Source organism: Cellulomonas sp. P5_E12 (assembly GCF_054049315.1).
The window spans coordinates 101,270-118,298 of record NZ_JBFUMP010000004.1 but is presented as its reverse complement, the minus strand read 5'-3'; the positions used below and the strand labels follow the sequence as shown (position 1 = coordinate 118,298).

At 72.8% G+C, this 17,029-nt stretch carries 14 protein-coding genes; 5 read left to right on the top strand and 9 right to left on the bottom strand.

The window, feature by feature from the left end; all coding sequences use genetic code 11:
• Positions 1-100 precede the first annotated feature (100 nt).
• Positions 101-1,087 carry a cation diffusion facilitator family transporter gene (locus tag ACXJKA_RS04710; RefSeq protein ID WP_456824021.1) on the top strand — a complete coding sequence of 329 codons (987 nt, stop codon included), beginning with the start codon at positions 101-103 and terminating at the stop codon, positions 1,085-1,087.
• Between the two features lie 61 nt (positions 1,088-1,148).
• Positions 1,149-2,423, top strand: a complete 1,275-nt coding sequence (locus ACXJKA_RS04705) for an ion channel protein (protein ID WP_456824020.1) — start codon at positions 1,149-1,151, stop codon at positions 2,421-2,423.
• 4 nt (positions 2,424-2,427) lie between these two features.
• On the opposite strand, the gene ACXJKA_RS04700 is transcribed toward ACXJKA_RS04705, so the two are convergent.
• A complete protein-coding gene (locus tag ACXJKA_RS04700) occupies positions 2,428-3,303 on the bottom strand; it encodes a hypothetical protein (protein WP_456824019.1) in 876 nt (291 codons plus the stop codon).
• A complete protein-coding gene (locus ACXJKA_RS04695) occupies positions 3,300-4,244 on the bottom strand; it encodes an alpha/beta hydrolase (protein ID WP_456824018.1) in 945 nt (314 codons plus the stop codon). Before ACXJKA_RS04695 ends, ACXJKA_RS04700 begins: the two co-directional genes overlap by 4 nt.
• A 111-nt stretch (positions 4,245-4,355) precedes the next feature.
• Between ACXJKA_RS04695 and clpB the strand changes: the two genes are divergently transcribed.
• On the top strand, positions 4,356-6,950 hold the full coding sequence (gene clpB / locus ACXJKA_RS04690) for an ATP-dependent chaperone ClpB (protein WP_456824017.1): 2,595 nt from the start codon (positions 4,356-4,358) through the stop codon (positions 6,948-6,950).
• A 4-nt stretch (positions 6,951-6,954) separates the two neighbouring features.
• Here clpB and ACXJKA_RS04685 read toward each other — a convergent pair whose 3' ends face one another.
• A complete protein-coding gene (locus ACXJKA_RS04685) occupies positions 6,955-8,394 on the bottom strand; it encodes an outer membrane protein assembly factor BamB family protein (RefSeq protein ID WP_456824016.1) in 1,440 nt (479 codons plus the stop codon).
• A gap of 282 nt (positions 8,395-8,676) precedes the next feature.
• On the opposite strand from ACXJKA_RS04685, the gene ACXJKA_RS04680 reads away from it, so the two are divergent.
• Positions 8,677-9,333, top strand: coding sequence for a TetR/AcrR family transcriptional regulator (locus ACXJKA_RS04680; protein ID WP_456824015.1), 657 nt, complete (start codon positions 8,677-8,679; stop codon positions 9,331-9,333).
• 122 nt (positions 9,334-9,455) lie between these two features.
• Here the strand turns inward: ACXJKA_RS04680 and ACXJKA_RS04675 are convergent, their stop codons facing one another.
• From ACXJKA_RS04675 to ACXJKA_RS04655, 5 genes are all read right to left on the bottom strand, one after another.
• Positions 9,456-10,019: a hypothetical protein gene (locus tag ACXJKA_RS04675; protein WP_456824014.1), complete on the bottom strand. Its 564-nt coding sequence runs from the start codon at positions 10,017-10,019 to the stop codon at positions 9,456-9,458.
• A 93-nt stretch (positions 10,020-10,112) separates the two neighbouring features.
• The gene (locus tag ACXJKA_RS04670) at positions 10,113-12,353 is read right to left on the bottom strand and encodes an aryl-beta-d-glycosidase (RefSeq protein WP_456824013.1); all 2,241 of its coding nucleotides are present in this window, start codon (positions 12,351-12,353) and stop codon (positions 10,113-10,115) included.
• Positions 12,354-12,578: 225 nt separating this feature from the next.
• Positions 12,579-13,151: a DUF4190 domain-containing protein gene (locus ACXJKA_RS04665; protein WP_456824138.1), complete on the bottom strand. Its 573-nt coding sequence runs from the start codon at positions 13,149-13,151 to the stop codon at positions 12,579-12,581.
• 95 nt (positions 13,152-13,246) lie between these two features.
• Positions 13,247-14,473 (bottom strand): DUF4190 domain-containing protein, encoded by a 1,227-nt coding sequence (locus ACXJKA_RS04660; RefSeq protein ID WP_456824012.1) that lies wholly within the window; start codon positions 14,471-14,473, stop codon positions 13,247-13,249.
• 75 nt (positions 14,474-14,548) lie between these two features.
• On the bottom strand, positions 14,549-15,343 hold the full coding sequence (locus tag ACXJKA_RS04655; RefSeq protein ID WP_456824011.1) for an exodeoxyribonuclease III: 795 nt from the start codon (positions 15,341-15,343) through the stop codon (positions 14,549-14,551).
• A gap of 124 nt (positions 15,344-15,467) precedes the next feature.
• On the opposite strand from ACXJKA_RS04655, the gene ACXJKA_RS04650 reads away from it, so the two are divergent.
• Entirely contained in the window at positions 15,468-16,223 is a 756-nt protein-coding gene (locus tag ACXJKA_RS04650; RefSeq protein ID WP_456824010.1) for an SDR family NAD(P)-dependent oxidoreductase, read from the top strand.
• A gap of 147 nt (positions 16,224-16,370) precedes the next feature.
• Here ACXJKA_RS04650 and ACXJKA_RS04645 read toward each other — a convergent pair whose 3' ends face one another.
• Positions 16,371-16,961 carry a TetR/AcrR family transcriptional regulator gene (locus tag ACXJKA_RS04645; protein ID WP_456824009.1) on the bottom strand — a complete coding sequence of 197 codons (591 nt, stop codon included), beginning with the start codon at positions 16,959-16,961 and terminating at the stop codon, positions 16,371-16,373.
• Between the last annotated feature and the right edge of the window lie 68 nt (positions 16,962-17,029).

Sequence of the window (17,029 nt, the reverse complement as noted above, 5' to 3'; positions counted from 1 at the left end):
AGCCAACACCCGTGCCCATCGACGCGCCAACAGGCGCCCGGACCAGCGCAGATGCGGCGCAATGGGAGACATGAGACATCTCGTGTGCTACTCACGTCTCATGGCCGACGCACCCCCCGACGAGAGCGAGCGGGCCGTCGACGTCGTGGGCGGGTCGTCCGCCCCGGAGGGGAGCGAGAGCGCGTTGACCGTGGTCCTCGCGTTCGGGGCCAACCTGCTCATCGCCGTCGCGAAGACGGCAGCGGCGATGATCACGGCGTCGGCGTCGATGCTCGCGGAGGCCGCGCACTCCTGGGCGGACACCGGCAACGAGGTGTTCCTGCTCATCGCGCAGCGCCGGGCGGCCAAGCCGGCCGATGCCACCCACCCGCTCGGGCACGGCCGCGAGGTCTACGTGTGGTCGCTGTTCGCGGCCATCGGGCTCTTCGCGGTCGGCGCCGGCGTCTCCATCACGCACGGGATCTCCGAGCTGTCCAACCCCGAGCCGGCCGGCGACTTCGGCGTCGCGTACGTGGTGCTCGCCGTGTCGTTCGTGCTCGAGGGCGTCTCGTTCTTCCAGGCGTCGCGGCAGGCCAAGCAGGGCGCCGCGCGGCAGGACAAGGACCTCGTCGCGCACATCTTGCAGACGTCCGACCCGACCGTCCGCGCGGTGTTCTTCGAGGACGCCGCGGCGCTCGTCGGCATCCTGATCGCCGCGGTCGGCATCGGCCTGCACCAGGCGACCGGCTCGCCCGTGCCCGACGCGATCGGCTCGATCCTGGTCGGCGTGCTGCTGGGCATCGTGGCGATCGTGCTCATCGACCGCAACCGCCGGTTCCTGGTGGGGCAGGTGGTGGACCCGCAGCTGCAGGCCGCGGTGGTGGAGGCGCTGCTGGAGCTGCCGGAGGTCGAGCGGGTCACCGAGCTGCGGCTCGAGTACGTGGGTGCCCGGCAGGTCTACCTGACCGGCGCGGTCGACCTCACGGGCAACATGGCCGAGGACGACGCGTCGCACGTGCTCGCGTCGCTCGAGCGTCGGATCGCGCGGACGCCGGCGGTCGTCGGCGCGATGCTCTCGCTGTCCGAGCCCGAGGACCCGTCGTTGTGAGCAGCACCTGGCCGACCCTGCGTCTCGACATCGTCCCGACCACCGACCAAGGAGCACCGTCATGACGGAGCCGACCGCCCCCGCAGCGCCGTTCCACGTCCCGGTCGGCAACCTGCTCAAGCTCTCGATACCCGCCGTGGTCGTCGGCATCGTGTCCGCCCTGACCCTCTACGGGCTGAGCAAGCTGGCCAAGCTCATCGAGGACTGGGTGTGGGACGACCTGAGCGCGGCTGTGGGGGTGAGCTCGGACTCTCCCTGGTGGATCATCGGCGTGCTCACCGCGGCCGGCCTCGCGATCGGACTGGTCGTCCGCTACGTCCCCGGCCACGCCGGTCCCGACCCCGCGACCCTCGAGCTGGTGGCCGAGCCGCTGAAGCCGAAGGTCCTGCCGGGCCTCGCGCTCGCCCTGGTGCTCATGCTCGCCAGCGGCGTGAGCCTCGGCCCGGAGAACCCGATCATCGGGATCAACGTCGGCCTCGCGGTCGCGCTCGGCATGCGGTTCCTGCCCAAGGTCAACGCGCCGATGTGGCTCGCGATGGCGGTCGCGGGCACCATCGGCGCGATGTTCGGCACGCCCGTGGCGGCGGCGCTCTTGTTCTCCGAGCTGGACGCGGGCGACCGCCGGATCCCCCTGTGGGACCGGCTCTTCGCGCCGCTGGTGGCAGCGACCGCAGGAACTCTCACGATGCTGCAGCTGGAGTCCCTGAGCCTGGCCGTCGCCGCACCCGCATACACGTACGGCGGGCTCGAGGACCTCGGCTTCTCGGTCCTCATCGCCCTCGGTGCCGCGGCCCTCGGGCTGGTCGCCGTGTACCTCTTCGTGCCGCTGCACCGCGCGTTCCTGCGGATCGGTCACCCGGTGCTCATGCTCACGGCCGGCGGCCTCGTGCTTGGTCTGCTGGGCGCGCTCGGCGGCGAGGTGACGCTGTTCAAGGGCCTCACGCAGATGCAGGAGCTGCCCGGGCTGGCCGCGACGACCACCGGCGCGGGTTTCCTCGCGCTGGCGGGCATCAAGCTGCTGGCCATGCTGGTCGCCGCGACGTCGGGGTTCCGAGGCGGGCGCATCTTCCCCACCCTGTTCGTCGGGGTGGCCCTCGGGTTCGCGATCAACGCCGTGTGGGACGCCGTCCCTCTGGCCCTCGCGATCGGGGCCGCGGTCGTCGGGATCATCGTCGCGGCCACCCGCAACGGGTGGCTGAGCCTCTTCATGGCGGTTGCGGTGGTGCCGCAGGTGTCGCTGCTGATCGGGCTGCTGCTCGCCGCACTGGCGGCCTGGCTGCTGGTGACCAACCGCCCGCCGCTCCTCGATCCGGTCGAGGAGCGGGCCCCCGCCTGACGCGTCAGACGGTCTGCCAGGTCACGGAGTCGTCGCGCCCGCGGACGAGCCGCCCGAGCACGCCCTCGTCCTGCGCGCACGCCTGCCCGATGACGCAGGCCAGCACCAGCGCGAAGCTCAGGGCGAACAGCCACCCGATGTAGGCGAACACGAGGCCCAGCACGCCGAACTGCTTGGCGCCCGAGACCAGGACGATCGGCAGGTAGAGCTGACCGGCCAGGCTGAGCAGGCCGAGCAGCAGCGACGTCACGACGCCGGTGAACGCGAGGACGCGGACCGGGATCTCGGCGCGCAGCAGCGCCCAGGGGATGTAGGTCCAGACGACGGCCCAGACCACGACCCGCACGAGGAAGTCCCACAGGGCGGGCAGCGGGATCCCCTCCGTGGCCTCCCGCGTCAGCTCGATCAGCGCGACGGCGAGGACGACGGCCAGCACGGTGGCCAGCCAGCGCCACGCGGACCGCAGCCCGGGACGCCTGACCTGCCAGACCTTGGCGTACATGCGCTCGAGGGCCCGGGAGTAGGAGGTCGCGCTGATGAGCGCCACCAGGAAGCCGAGGATCCCGACGCTGCTCCCGACGCTCGCGCTGGCGCTCACGCTGCCGGCGAGCGTGTCGCGGGTGGCCTCGGAGAGTCCGAGGCTGTCGGCCATGAAGTAGCCGAACCCGCCCTGCTTGTTGGGCCGGAGCGCCGCCGTCACGATCATCACGGGGACGATCGAGACGAAGGCCTGCGCCGCGAGGGTCATCGCGCGGTCGAACGGCTCGATGTCGACGAAGCCGGTGTAGCCCCGCTCGACCAGCGCACCGATCGGAGTGAGTCGCACCCGGGCGGCGATCCGCAGGCCGCGCAGCCGCCAGCGGGCGATGGTTCCGGTCACGGCAGCCGAGCGTCGAGGAATGCCAGCACCTCGGCGACGTAGATCTCGCGGGCCGGCAGGGGAGACAGCGCGAGGTCGTGCGCGCCGCCGGGCACCTCGACGAAGGTGACGTCCGGGCCGAGGTTCGGCGCCAGGCGCTGCATGTCCGCCACGTCGAGAACCGAGTCGGTCGCAAGGAGCGCGTCGTGCCAGACGTCGTCGGGACCCGAGGCGTCGGACGCCAGCAGCAGCACCGGGACGTCGATCTCGAGTCCCGCGGCCACCCGAGCGTGCCCACGACGAATGGCCCGCGCGAAGCCGGCGCGGGCCGGGAAGCCGTCGAGTGGCTTCCACGCGAGGTCGTACGACCACTCCCCGCCGGTGCCCTCGTGCAGCGCGCGCCCGTAGAACGGCGCGATCTTGCCGACGACGAGCTTCGGGGCGACCCTGCCCACGCCGTCCAGCACGGCCGTGAAGACGGTGCGCTCGAACCAGGAACCGTTCAGGTCCAGCCACGGACTGTTGAGCACGAGGGCGTCGATGAGTCCCTCACCGCGGCGGGAGTCGGCCCACAGCGACGTGACCAGGCCGCCCATCGAGTGTCCGAGCAGGACGACCTCGTCGTGGTCCTCGCGGATCACGCGGATCGCGGCGTCGATCTCCTCGGCGAACGTGCCGAGGTCCGTGACGTAGTTGGCCGGGCGGCCGTCACGGATGGAGCGCCCGTAGTCGCGCAGGTCGAGCGCATACACGTCGTAGCCGTGCGCTGCGAGTGCGTCGCCGAAGCCGGTGTGGAAGAAGTAGTCGACGAACCCGTGCACGTACAGGAGTGCGCGCCGGCTGGGGGAGCCGACGCGGTGGACCAGGGTGGCCACCGGGTCCGGGGTGCCGCCGTCGGGCCTCAGCGGGAGGGTCCGGGAGGTCCAGCCGGGGCCCAGCACGTCCGGGACGTCGTCACTCATGGCGTGATCGTGCCATGGCGTCGGCGCTCGGGCGGGGTGAACAGACTTGAGCGGAATAGACTCAACTCTGCACGTCGTTGCGATGAGCAGACACGACACACAGGAGGTCACGTGGACGCCAAGTTCACCACCCGGTCCCAGGAGGCCCTGGGCGACGCCATCCAGCAGGCCTCGGCGGCCGGCAACCCCCAGCTCGAGCCCGCCCACGTGCTCAGCGCGCTGCTGCAGCAGGAGGGTGGCGTGGCCAACGGGCTGCTCGACGCGGTCGGCGCCGACCGCGGAGCGCTCGGCCGCACCGTGCGCGGCATGCTCGTCAGCCTGCCGACGGCGAGCGGGAACGCCGTGGCCCAGCCGACCGCCTCGCGCGCCCTGGCGACGTCGCTCGAGGCAGCCTCGTCCGAGGCCCGCTCGCTCGGCGACGACTACGTCTCGACCGAGCATCTGCTCCTGGGCCTCGCCACCGGCCAGTCCGGCGTGGCTGACGCGCTGCGTGCCCAGGGGGCCTCGCGCGACGCGCTCGCGGCCGCGCTGCCGACCGTCCGGGGCTCCGCGCGCGTGACGACACCCAACCCCGAGGGCACGTACAAGGCGCTCGAGCAGTACGGCCTCGACCTGACGCAGCGGGCGCGCGAGGGCAAGCTCGACCCGGTGATCGGCCGCGACGCCGAGATCCGCCGTCTCGTGCAGGTGCTGTCCCGGCGCACCAAGAACAACCCCGTGCTCATCGGCGAGCCCGGCGTCGGCAAGACCGCCGTCGTCGAGGGCCTCGCGCAGCGGATCGTCGCCGGGGACGTGCCCGAGTCGCTGCGCGGCAAGAAGCTGGTCGCGCTCGACCTGGCCGCGATGGTGGCCGGCGCCAAGTACCGCGGGGAGTTCGAGGAGCGGCTCAAGGCTGTGCTGGCCGAGATCACCGGCTCGAACGGCGAGGTGGTGACCTTCATCGACGAGCTGCACACGGTCGTCGGGGCGGGTGCCGGCTCCGAGGGTGCGATGGACGCGGGCAACATGCTCAAGCCGATGCTGGCGCGCGGTGAGCTGCGCCTGGTGGGTGCGACGACTCTCGACGAGTACCGCGAGCGGATCGAGAAGGACCCCGCGCTCGAGCGGCGGTTCCAGCAGGTGTTCGTCGGCGAGCCGTCGGTCGAGGACACCGTCGCGATCCTGCGCGGGCTCAAGGAGCGGTACGAGGCGCACCACAAGGTCACCATCGCCGACTCCGCGCTGGTCGCCGCCGCGACGCTGTCCGACCGCTACATCACCGGCCGCCAGCTGCCCGACAAGGCCATCGACCTGGTCGACGAGGCCGCCTCCCGCCTGCGCATGGAGCTGGACAGCTCGCCGATCGAGATCGACGAGCTGCAGCGCGCCGTGACCCGGCTGGAGATGGAGGAGGTCGTGCTGTCCGAGTCCGACGACCCCGCCTCGGCCGAGCGCCTTCAGCGGCTGCGCAAGGACCTGGCGGACCGGCGCGAGGATCTCGCGTCCCTGACCGCGCGGTGGGAGAAGGAGAAGGCCGGCCACAACCTCGTCGGCGACCTCAAGGCGCGTCTCGACACGCTGCGCACGGACGCCGAGCGGCTCCTGCGCGAGGGCGAGAACGAGAAGGCCGCACGCATCCTGTACGGCGAGATCCCCGCGCTGCAGGAGCAGATCTCCGTCGCCGAGGCCGAAGAGGCGTCGGCCGACGCCGCGCCCGACGGCCCGCCGATGATCGCCGAGAAGGTCGGTCCCGACGAGGTCGCCGAGGTCGTCGCGCAGTGGACCGGTATCCCCGCCGGCCGGCTGCTGGAGGGCGAGACCGCGAAGCTGCTGCGCATGGAGGAGGTGCTCGGCGAGCGGCTCATCGGCCAGCGCCCCGCCGTCGCCGCCGTGTCCGACGCCGTCCGGCGCGCCCGTGCGGGCGTCTCGGACCCGGACCGCCCGACGGGCAGCTTCCTCTTCCTCGGCCCGACCGGCGTCGGCAAGACCGAGCTCGCCAAGGCGCTCGCGGACTTCCTGTTCGACGACGAGCGCGCCATGGTCCGCATCGACATGTCGGAGTACGCCGAGAAGCACTCGGTGGCCCGGCTCGTCGGAGCCCCTCCCGGGTACGTCGGGTACGAGGAGGGCGGGCAGCTGACCGAGGCCGTCCGTCGTCGGCCGTACTCGGTGGTGCTGCTCGACGAGGTCGAGAAGGCGCACCCCGAGGTGTTCGACGTGCTGCTGCAGGTGCTCGACGACGGCCGGCTCACCGACGGGCAGGGGCGGACGGTCGACTTCCGCAACGTGATCCTGGTGCTCACGTCGAACCTCGGCTCGCAGTACCTGGTGGACCCCCTGCTCTCCGACGACGAGAAGCGCGACGCGGTCATGTCCGCGGTCCGCACCTCGTTCAAGCCCGAGTTCCTCAACCGGCTCGACGACGTGGTGCTGTTCGACCCGCTGTCGCTCGACGAGATCGGGCACATCGTGGACCTGCAGGTGGCGCTGCTGGCCCGCCGTCTGGCGGACCGCCGGCTGACGCTCGACGTCTCGCCCGCCGCGCGCGAGTGGCTGGCGCTCGAGGGGTACGACCCGGCCTACGGTGCGCGGCCCCTGCGGCGCCTCGTGCAGCGCGAGATCGGCGACCGGCTGGCCCGGCAGCTGCTCGCTGGGCAGATCCACGACGGGGACACCGTGGTCGTCGACCGCGGGGAGGCCGGCCTGGAGGTCACCAGCCGGCGGTGACGCGTCAGCCGAACCCGACGACCTGCGTGCCCTGCCCGCTGATGAGCCGGTCGCCGGCGACGAACGCGGAGGTGATGCCGGCGGGCAGCGGGGTGCGGCGCAGGGCGGTGCCGTTGCGCCGGTCCATGACCAGGAGGTCGCCCGTGCCGGAGGGGTCGAGAGGCGACTGCACCAGGAGCAGGTGGCGTCCGTCGGTGAGCAGCTCCCCGCCCGTCGTCGACGGCGAGCGGGGGGTGCTCCACACGACGGTCCCGTCGCGCCCGTCCAGGGCGACCACGGCGTCGACCGTCGGCAGATAGACCCGCCCCTGCAGCACCATCACCTGGTCGCCCGCGTTCCTGGCCACGACGACGTCCGCCTGCCAGAGCTGCTTGCCGGAGCGCCCGTCCCACCCGCGGGTCGTGATGCCGGTGGTCACCTCGAGGCCGGGCACGCTGCCGTCGTCGACGGTCCGGCGCAGCAGGTCTCCGGTGACCTCGAGCGGCGGCTCGCCGGGGCGCAGCACGTGCACCAGCTCGTCGCCGCCGTCGGGGTTCGGACGCGACCACGTGAGCCACCCGTCCTGGGTGGTCGCCCACGTGTCGGTGCTCTCGTCCGGCTCGAGCCGCTCGCCGTCGGCGGTCAGGACGAGCGGGCCGCTGGGCCGGTTGTAGACGACGATCAGGTCCCCGGCCTCGCCCAGGGCCGCCGGGCCGTCACCCCTGTCCTGCCACGGCTCGTCGTCGCGGAAGCGCCAGAGCTCGTCGTCGGTCATCGGGTCGCGGGCGACCACGACGAGCCGCTGCTGGTCGTCGACCTCCGCCGTGGCCACCAGGTCGGTCAGGACGGCGAGCGTGTCCACCGGGGCGACCGGGTGGTCGGCCAGCACGCGTCCGTCGGCCAGGTCGAGCACGACGACGTGCGCCTGTGTGGCCGGTCGCCCCGTGTCGTCGGCGGTGTCGGAGAAGCGCTGGTAGCCGTCGGTCACGAGGCAGACCGCACGGTCGTGCGCCGCGGTCCGGCAGCCGGTCGTCGTGCCGTTCAGCGGGTCGGTCAACGCCGGGTCGGGGCCGCGCAGCGTCGTCGACCAGGCCCGGGCCCCCGTCTCGAGGTCGAGCGCCGTATAGGTGAGCGAGCCGTCGGGGCCGACGAGCACGCCGTGCAGAGCGTCGTGCGCGACCCCACCCCACGCGAGGGCACCGGTGCCGGGCTCGCTCCGCCAGACGGTCTCGAGCCGGTCGCCGACCGGCTCGATGACACCGGGCAGCGCCGCGATCCGTGCGTCGGTGGCGCGCTCTCGGGCGTCGATCAGCTGCTGCGCGCCGAGCACGAGCCCGACGGCCGCGACCAGGACAGCCAGCAGCCACCACCGGCGCTTCTTGTGGACGGGCGCGGCGTCGACCTGCGGCTCGAGCTGGTCGTCCTCGAGGAGCTCGACCGGGGCGAGGTCGGCGCGGCGGTGCATGACCGGACACTACCCACCGCGGGCGGTCGACGTCTGGATGGCCGACGGGTGCGGGACCCGTCGCCGGGCTCACGACGAACGCCGCGGCCCGGTCCACCAGCGGCGTGAGGATCGCGGGCCGGTCGAGGTCGACGTCGATGATCGTCGGGACCACCGCGCTGATCCGCGCGCGATCTGTCGGCAGGGAAGTCCAGCGAGCCGGCGTGGAGAACGGCCTCGAGCCCGGTCAAGCACCTACTTACCATCTGGTCGGAATTGGCTCCGGCGTGCGATCCTGTCGCCATGACGACCGAGGTCACGACCGCATCGACGCCGTCCGCTCAGGGCGCCGCGTCGGCGTCCCCGCGCTCGGGCGGCTACGCCAAGGGGCGCGCGACGCGCGAGGAGATCCTCGACGCTGCCATGCAGCTGTTCGGCGAGGTGGGGTACCACACGGCCTCGCTGCGCGAGGTGGCCTCGCGCGTCGGCATCTCGCACCCCGGGCTGCTGCACCACTTCGCCAGCAAGGCGGCCCTGCTCGAGGCCGTCCTGACGCGTCGCGACGAGATCGACGAGGCCCTGTTCGCGGCCGACGTCGCCGCGGGCCACGACTACTTCGACAGCATGTCGCTGCTTGTCGAGCGCAACGCCGCCCGCCCGGGCATCGTCGAGCTGTTCGCGACGCTGTCCGCCGAGGCCACGTCCCGCGACCACCCCGCGCACGCGTACTTCCAGGACCGCTACCGCCGGGTGCTCGCCCTGACCGCGACCGAGTTCGAGCGCTGGCGCGACCTCGGGCGGCTCCGGCCCGGGATCGACCCACTCACCGCCGCTCGCCTCACCGTCTCGGCGATGGACGGCATGCAGGTCCAGTGGCTGCTCGCGGCCGACACCCCGGACAACCGCCCGGACATGGCGGCGGCGCTGCGCGCCCAGTTCACGGCGCTGCTCACGGACTGAGCCCGGCGCCGAGCTCGTGACTCCGAGTCGAGCTCGCCGGTTGCAGCTCACGAGGTCGACTCGGAGTCACGAGCTGGTGGGCTGCAGGTGCTGAGCTCGACCGAGCGGCTGAGCTCAGCGGCTCACATCTGCGCCGGGTCGATGCCGTCGACGAGGTCCGACCAGAACCGGACGCGGCGTGACCGGTCCTGCGTGGGGACCGGCGAGGACCGGTGGAGGAACTCGCGGGCGAGGTAGTCGGCGAGGTCCGAGCCGTAGTGGATCACGTCCGTCTGGTAGATCGAGAAGACGGGCGTCCCCGTGGGTGCCGGGGCGCTGGGCAGGTAGCGGTGCGCGTACACCGGGATCATCTTCCGGACCTGCTCGAGGTGCCGCCGGGCCACCGCCTCGCGCTCGTCGTCGGGGCGCGGACCCCACGACGCCGGCCAGAAGTCTGCGTGGAGCACGTCGTGCACGACCCCGTCGACGGGCCACGCCAACCGCGCGTGCAGCGGTGCCTCGTCCTCGTCCAACCAGTCCGGCCAGCCGTCGCCGACGGGCACCGCGAGCGTGAGCATCTCGCGGTGGTCGGCGCAGAACGCGAACCCGAACCGGCGCTCGACCTCCGCGACCTCGTCGTCGGTCAGCCCGGGATCGAGCCAGACCCCGGCGGCGTCCAGCCCGGCGAGCACCGCGTCGAGGTCCATGGAGTGAGTGTCCCAGGTGCCGAGAACGGCAGATCGCCGCGAGAACGGCACGGCGGGGTGCCGTTCTCGCGGGGACGTGACGTTCTCAGGGGGTCAGCCCGCGGCGACCTTGGCGACGAGGATGTCGAGCGCCTCGCGGTCGAAGCCGCCCAGCCCGAAGTCGGAGATCACCTTGGCCGGCATCTGCATGATCATCGCCTGCATGGTGTCGTCGAGCGGGCCCATGTCGGCGGGCGGCACAAGCGCGGCCTGCAGCAGCGGTCCGCCGACGGGGTGCGCGAGCCACTCCTCGATGGTCGACATCGGCGTCAGGTCGCCCCACAGCGGCTCGCCCTCCACGTCGAGCGCCACGGACCCGCGGATGTCACGCGACGACGACCCGACCTCGATCACGAACTCGCCGCCCTCGACCACCCAGCGGTGCAGGCCGGGGTGCCAGTACGAGAGGTCGCGGCCGGTCAGCGAGAACGTGACCTCGCGGGACTCCCCGGGCTCCAGGGCGACCTTGGCGAACGCCTTCAGCTCGCGCGTCGGGCGCAGCACGGCGGCCTGCGGGTCCCGGACGTAGACCTGGACCACCTCGGCGCCGGCGACCGGGCCGGTGTTCGTGATGGTCGCGGTCACTGTGACGTCGGTCCCGTGGGCCGTGGCCGCCACGTCGCCGTAGTCGAACGTCGTGTACGACAGGCCGTGCCCGAACGGGTAGGCGACGTCCATGGCGCGGGTGTCGTACCAGCGGTAGCCGACGAGCACGCCCTCGCCGTAGCGGACGACGCCGGCCTCGCCGGGGAAGTTGCCGAACGCCGGGGTGTCCTCGAGGCGGTGCGGGATCGTCTCGGTGAGCTTGCCGGACGGGCTGCGGACGCCGAGCAGGAGGTCGGCGACGGCCGAGCCGCCCGCCTGACCGCCGAGCCACGTCTCGAGGATCGCCGGGGCGAGGTCGCGCCAGCCGGTGACGCTGACCGCCGAGCCGTTGGCGAGCACGACGACCACCCGGGGGTTGACCTCCGCGATCGCGCGCAGGACCGCGACCTGGTTGTCGGGGAGCCCGAGGCGGGGGCGGTCGTAGCCCTCGGACTCGTCGGGTCCGGGCAGTCCGAGGAACACCACGACCGTCTGCGCGGCGCGCGCCACGTCCACGGCCTCGACCAGGAGGTCGTCGTCGGAACCGTCCGGCCCGCCCGCGATGGTGAAGCCGGCCGCGAACGGGAAGGCTCCGCCGGCTGCCCGCAGCGCGTCGAGCGGGACGTCGAGCCGGGTCGGGTTCACCTGCGAGGAGCCGGCGCCCTGGTACCGCGGCGTGCGAGCGAACTCGCCGACGACCGCCACGCCGTCGGTGGAGGCGAGCGGCAACAGTCCGCCGTCGTTCTTCAGCAGCACGGATCCCGCGGCGGCGGCCTGGCGGGCGAGCTCGTGGTGGGCGTCCACGTCGAAGGAGTCCTMCGCCTCGATGCCGGGCAGCGCCTTGGCGACGAGGTCGAGCACCCGGCGCGCGGCGACGTCGAGCACGGCCTCGTCGAGCGAGCCGTTCCGGACCGCGGTCACGACCTCCTCGTCGGGACGCGGACCTGCGGCGGGCATCTGCAGGTCGAGGCCTGCGGCCAGCGCCGGGACGCGGTCGTGCACGGCGCCCCAGTCGGAGACGACGAGGCCCTCGAAGGCCCACTCGTCGCGCAGGATCTCGGTGAGCAGCCAGTGGTTCTCGGACGCGTACGTGCCGTTGACCTTGTTGTACGCGCACATCACGGTCCACGGCTGCGCGTTCTTCACCACGCGCTCGAACGCCGGCAGGTAGACCTCGCGCAGCGTGCGCTCGTCCACCTCGGCCGAGACGCGCATGCGGTCCGACTCCTGGTTGTTCGCCGCGAAGTGCTTGAGCGACGTGCCGACGCCCTGGCTCTGGATGCCCCGGACGATCGCGGTGCCCAGCTCGCCGGCGACCACCGGGTCCTCGGAGACGTACTCGAAGTTGCGGCCGCACAGCGGGGTCCGCTTGATGTTGACGCCCGGGCCGAGCAGCACGGCGACGTCGTTGGCGCGGGTCTCCCGGCCCAGCGCCTCGCCGACGCGGGTGACCAGGTCGACGTCCCACGACGAGCCGAGCGCGGCGGCCGTGGGGAAGCAGGTGGCCGGGACGGAGTTGCCGAGCCCGAGGTGGTCGGCGTCCTCCGCCTGCTTGCGCAGGCCGTGCGGACCGTCGGTCACCATGACCGCGGGCACCCCTGCGCGCTCGACGCCCTGCGTGTGCCAGAAGTCGGAGCCCGACGTCAGCGACGCCTTCTCCTCCAGGGTCAGCTGAGCCAGCACGCGTTCGACATCGAAGTCCTGCGACATTGCGGGGCACCTTCCTCGGTGGGGTTCGTCGTCCGCCACCTTAACCCAATTCCTACCGCGTGGTAAGTGTCTGGTTGGCAGAGAGGGGGCGGCCCTCCTCGACGTCGCCCTGCGTGAAGACTTCGTACCGCCACACGCGACCAAGTCTTCTCCGAGTGCCCTCGGTCCATGCCGGACCATCGCGCACGGCTGGAGGTCGACGCTGGGGCGACAGGGTCGGGCGGGTCAGGGGAGGGTCGCGGTCCCGTCGAGGAACGAGCCCGTGACCCGGCCACCGTCGACGACGGCCAGGCACAGGCCGATGCGGTCGCCGTCCGCCCACGAGCGCTCGGTCGGCGACCACGTGACGGTCCGGACCCCGCCGGTGACCTCCGTGTCGTCGAGCACGCACGCCCGCGCGACACGGGCGTCGGCCGATTGCTGACCGGGCCAGACGGCGTCGTCGGCGAACCGGAACTCGGTGATCACCTGCGCCACGTGCGGGTCTGCGCAGGGGACGACGCGGACCGAGTCCACCGGGCCGTTGCCGGGGACGTCCGAGAGGCAGTTGCCCGTCACCAGCTGCTGCGCGTGCGCGTCCCGGGCCGCCGGCACGTCGGCGGGCAGCGGTCGGGTGGCCATCGACGTGAGCACGACGACCGTCCCGACGACGGCCAGACTCACCGTCCCGAGGACCCCGAGAACTCCGCCCGCGATCGCGAGACCGCGGCCGCGCCTGTGTCGCGTCCGGATCCTGCGGCGGGCGACTGCGGCCAGCACCAGCGCGACCGGCCCGAGCCCGAGCAGCCCGGTGACCAGCGACCAGACCGCCGTCGGCTCGAGCGGCGGGCGCGGGGCGACCCACCCGGGCGCGTAGTGCGGCTCCGGGTAGGAGTAGGCCCGGCCGATACCGCTCAGGATGCCGTCCCCGCGCCGGCCAGCTGGAGCGTGCCGGCCGTCGCCGACCCGGTCATGCCGGGCTCGTCGCCGGAGAAGACGCAGTACGCAGCCGTGCTGCCCGCGGCGAAGTCGTCCGGGTGGGGGTAGTACAGGCTGACGTCACCGGAGGAGAAGTAGTCGGGCAGCAGTCTCTCGGTGAGCTGGTCGCAGGCGTCCCACGCCTCCCAGTACGCCGGGTCGTTCTCGTCCTCGGCGTCGAGGCTCACCGGGCCGGACATCGGGACCAGCCCGACGACCTCGGCGTCGTGCGGGACCTCGCAGCCGACGGGCTCGGTGTCGCTCATGTCGTAGGTCGCCGCGTAGGTGGTCAGGCAGGTGCCCGTCGTCAGGTCGGTGCGGAGCGTGAAGGAGGGGATCTGCGAGCCGCTGTCCGTCCCCGACGACCCGTCCGTGCCCTGGTCGGTCCCCTGCTGGACCTCGTCCCAGACGTCCGAGGAGCTGATGGCGCTCCCGAGGATCAGCGCGACGACGACGATGTAGGCGACGATCGCGAGCATCCAGAGGATCCCGACGGCGCCGATGACGATGCCCGCGATGGCCCACCCGCGGCCCGCCTTGCCGGAGACCCTGATGCGGCGCAGCGCCGCGATGCCGAGCCCGAGGCCGACGGGGCCTGGCAGCCCGCCGAGGAACAGCAGGCCCGCGGTGCTGGTGACGAACGAGGCGATGGCCATGCCCTCGGTCGGCGGCGTGACGTACGGCTGGCCGTAGCCGTAGAGCTGTGTGCCGTACGGGGGCTGCGGCTGGTCGTAGCCGGGCGCCCCGTACTGAGGAGCTCCGTAGGGGGGTGCTCCGTACTGAGGCGGTGCCCCGTACTGAGGAGCTCCGTACTCGGGCCCGCCGTACACGGGCGCGGCGGGCTGGGGAGCCCCAGACGAACCGGGTGCGGCGGCGCCGTACAGACCGGCCACGGGAGCACCGTACGGATCGGGCGCGGGAGCGCCGTAGGGACCGGCCGCTGGTGCGCCGTACGGATCCGGCGCGGCAGCGCCGTACGGACCGGCTGGGGGAGCGCCGTACGGACCGGGCTGCGCGGGCGGGGCCTGCCCGCCGTACGGCGACACCGGCACCTGGCCGCCGGCCGCCGGCAGCGAGCCGCTCGGCGGAACCGGGGAGGCGGCCGGGTCGGGGACGGCGTAGGGGTCGGGAACCGGAGCCGGCCCCCCAGGCTCGTTGCTCATGCGCGCAACCTAGCCCACCGCGCCGCCGCGCCGACCGGTCTTTCCACCGACATCACCCGTGAGCGCCCGCGGACGTCAGTCGGCGATCTCGAGCACGACCGGCACGTGGTCGGACGGCGCCTTGCCCTTGCGCTCGTTGCGCTCGATGGTCACGCCGGTCACCCGGGTGGCCAGCGCGGGCGTCGCGTAGGTGAGGTCGATCCGCATGCCCTCGTTCCGGGGGAACCGCAGCTGCTGGTAGTCCCAGTACGTGTAGGTGTGCTCGGCGGGGACGTGCACCCGCGAGACCTCGGTGTACCCGGCGCTTCCGATGGCGGTGAAGGCGTCGCGCTCGGCCGGGGTCACGTGCGTGCGTCCGGCGAAGAAGCCGATGTCCCACACGTCGGTGTCGAGCGGCGCGATGTTCCAGTCGCCGACGAGGGCCACCTGAGCCTCGGCGTCTGCGGCGAGCCAGCCGGCCGCGGCGTCGCGCAGCCGACCCAGCCAGTCGAGCTTGTAGGCGTAGTGCGGGTCGTCGACCTCCCGGCCGTTCGGCACGTACAGGCTCCATACCCGCACGCCGCCGCACGTCGCGCCGAGCGCCCGGGCCTCCGCCGCCGCCGCCGGGTCGCCCCACGTCGGCATGCCCGGGAACCCGACCTCGACGTCCTCGATGCCGACCTTGCTGACGATGGCTACGCCGTTCCACTGGGAGAACCCGCTGGTGGCCACCTCGTAGCCGAGCGCCTCGAACGCCTCCCGCGGGAACTGCTCGTCCTTGACCTTGGTCTCCTGCAGGGCCAGGACCTCGATGCCCGTCCGCTCCAGGAAGGCGACCGCACGGTCGGTGCGGGCGCGGATCGAGTTGATGTTCCAGGTGGCCAGACGCATGGGGCAGGACGTTACCGGGCGCCGACGACATGCCTGCATCCGGATGATTCGGACATCCCGGTGTTGAGCGGGACGAACCGCTCCCGTACGGTGCGCACAACGCCAGCCACAGGAGGTTGAGAAGGTGGAGCAAGCGCTCACCGGTCGTCGCGCGCTCGTCACGGGCGGCGCCTCGGGGATCGGGCGCGCAGCGGCGCTAGCGCTGGCCCGGGCGGGTGCGGACGTGGCGATCACGTACCTGTCGCACGACCCCACCGACGTCGTCGCCGAGATCAAGGACGAGGGACGCATCGCGGCGTCGTTCCAGGTGGACGCCCGGCGCAGCTGGGACGTGGACAAGGCGGTCAGCGACGCGGCGGGCATGCTCGGCGGCGGCATCGACATCCTGGTCAACAACGTGGGCGGTCCCGTCGAGCGCCGCCACGTCGCGGCGATGGACGACGCCCACTGGCACGGGGTGCTCGACCTCAACCTGTCGTCGGCGTTCTACGTCACCCGGGCCGCGCTCGCGGTCATGCCCGACGGGGGCCGGATCATCACCGTCGGCGCGCAAGCGGCACGGAGCGGCGGCGGGACCGGGATGGTCGCGTACTCGACCGCGAAGGCTGCCCTCGAGGGGTTCAGCCGGGCGCTGGCCCGCGAGCTCGGCCCGCGGCGGATCACCGTGAACGTCGTCGCGCCCGGCTTCGTCGCCGGCACACCCCTGCACGCGGCGCACACGCCCGAGCCGGCGCAGCGGGCCGCCGTGGCCGCGTCGCCGCTGAACCGGGCGGGTGCTGCCGACGACATCGCCGAGGCCGTCGTGTACCTCGCCTCGGACGGCGCGGCGTTCGTCACGGGCACGGTCCTCGACATCAACGGCGGCGCCTACTTCAGCTGACCATCTACGAACCAGCGACGTCCGCACATCCGGTCGTCGGAACCCGCGAATCTGCGGACGTTGCGAGTCCGACCGCGTTGCGTCCGCACATCCGGTCGTCGGGACGCGCGAATCTGCGGACGCTACCGATGGGGGCGAGCGGCGCGGTCAGCGCTCCGGGGGCCAGCCGCTGACCGCCGACCATGCCCAGGAGGCGGCGTCGCGGGCGGGGGGCAGCGGGTCGCGCGCCAGCCACGCGACGAGGACCCCGATGACGGACCCGGCGAGCGCGGCCGCGGCGATCGGCTGGGGCAGGGAGGCGAGCGCGGGTGGCGAGCCGTGCAGCTGGAGGCCCTCGAGCGCGAGCGCCTCGATGCGCCGGCGCAGGCGGGCGACGGCGACGGGGGAGCCGTGCTCGCCCAGCGCGCAGCGGTAGAGGGCGACGTTCTCGGCGACATGGGTGGCGTACCGGACCAGCACGTCGGGGGCGTCGTCGGCCGCCGTACCGGGATGGATCTGGGTGAGGTCGGCGCCCACGAGTGCGGCCTGCGCGTCGAGCGCGTCCGCCAGCAGCGTGTCGGTGTCGGGGTAGTGCTGGTAGAACGTGCTCCGGTTGACGGTCGCGCGGTCGGCGACGTCGGCGACCGTGATCTCGTCGAGACGGCGTTCCCTGGCGAGTGCCAGCAGGGCATCCTGGAGCAGGCGGCGCGTGCGCAGGACCCGGGGGTCGACGCGGGCGCCCTCGTCCTGGATGGTCATGCACCCCATCTTGCCACCGACGTATAACCAACACTTGTCGGGTAACCTGCACCGGTCGACCAAGGAGT